This window comes from Bacillus sp. 220_BSPC, from assembly GCF_001054655.1.
GTDB lineage: Bacteria > Bacillota > Bacilli > Bacillales > DSM-1321 > Peribacillus > Peribacillus frigoritolerans.
In genome coordinates this window covers 1-1,192 of record NZ_JVPL01000063.1, presented here as the reverse complement: position 1 = coordinate 1,192, position 1,192 = coordinate 1, and the positions used below count along the sequence as shown (strand labels likewise).

Genomic DNA, 1,192 nt, shown 5'->3' with positions numbered 1-1,192 from the left:
CTACCATGAAAATAAGTTTCTTTAAAAATGAAAAATGACAATACTTAAGACGACCCTACTCAATCGTTTAAAAAAAGAGGAGAGCGTTAATTAATTAGACTATGGATTAGTGTTGACTGGATTAAGGTCAGTATCAGTATAGACACTTCCTAACCATTTTCATTATTTGTGGTGAATCGCCGATTTTTGCGATTCATGGATAGCTAACGGGTGAGTTAGCTAAAGATCGGAGTTGTCTTTAAGGCAGCTTTTTCATTGGGATTATTGGAAACGGTATTAGCGCCTCTGCTAAAGATGACCTGCTTGGAATCCTTGTCGGGTATTTTTTTGTATGCTTCGGAGATCGTTTAGGTATAAGCTTTGGTATATTGGTTGAAGTATGATGGAAAAGTTATAGAGATGAGGAGAATATTTGAAAAAAGCATCACCTGTTTTATTTTCTATTTTATTATTGGGGGTATTGGGTTGTGAGCATTAAACACGGAGAACAGGAAAGCCAATTCTGATGATAAAATAGTCAAAGAAGATGAAGGAAAAATAGTCAAAGAAGATGAAGAAGTCAAATCTCTTTATACGATGGACAGTTATATGAAGTCAGTCGAAGAAAACCTTGAAGCAAAATCGGAAACATTAATCAGTAATATAAAGGAATTACATAAATACACCATTTACTCTAAAGTGGAATTATTGGATTTTGTAGCATTTGTAGATGATCCTTCCGAGTTTAACTTATCCATTACTATGTTCTCAATGGATAGACAGGCTAATGAAGTCTTTAACGAGGGGAAGGATTCTACTATCTTTGCAGGTAGTCTGGGTATGATTGAAAATGTAAGATACACCCACCTTTTAGGTAATCAAACAGAAGACTTTTGGGATTTCTACGAAAAAAATGAAGAAGAAATTAACCTTGCAGAAAAACAAGCGTTTGCTAATTGGGTCGCAGATTGCTGGAAAAAAGCAGGTAGACAAGCAATCTTATTGCCAGCCTACTTTTCTCTTCACGATGATTATGAATCCTTTGATTTAAAGAAAAATCAGTGGGTTACAGATGATGAGAAATGGTCTTATTGACACATTAAGGGAAGGGCCTTTATCCACATTGTTCCTCATATGAGTAAAGACCTTCAATTGAAGGTCTTAGTTTGTAGACAAAAGGGGTTCGGAATTAAAAAATTCTGAACCCCTTTTG

At 35.2% G+C, this 1,192-nt stretch carries 1 protein-coding gene; it reads left to right on the top strand.

All coding sequences use genetic code 11. The features are described 5' to 3' along the window. The first annotated feature begins 588 nt into the window (after positions 1–588). The gene (locus tag ADA55_RS03805; protein WP_226990398.1) at positions 589–1,074 is read left to right on the top strand and encodes a hypothetical protein; all 486 of its coding nucleotides are present in this window, start codon (positions 589–591) and stop codon (positions 1,072–1,074) included. The last annotated feature ends 118 nt before the right edge of the window (positions 1,075–1,192 follow it).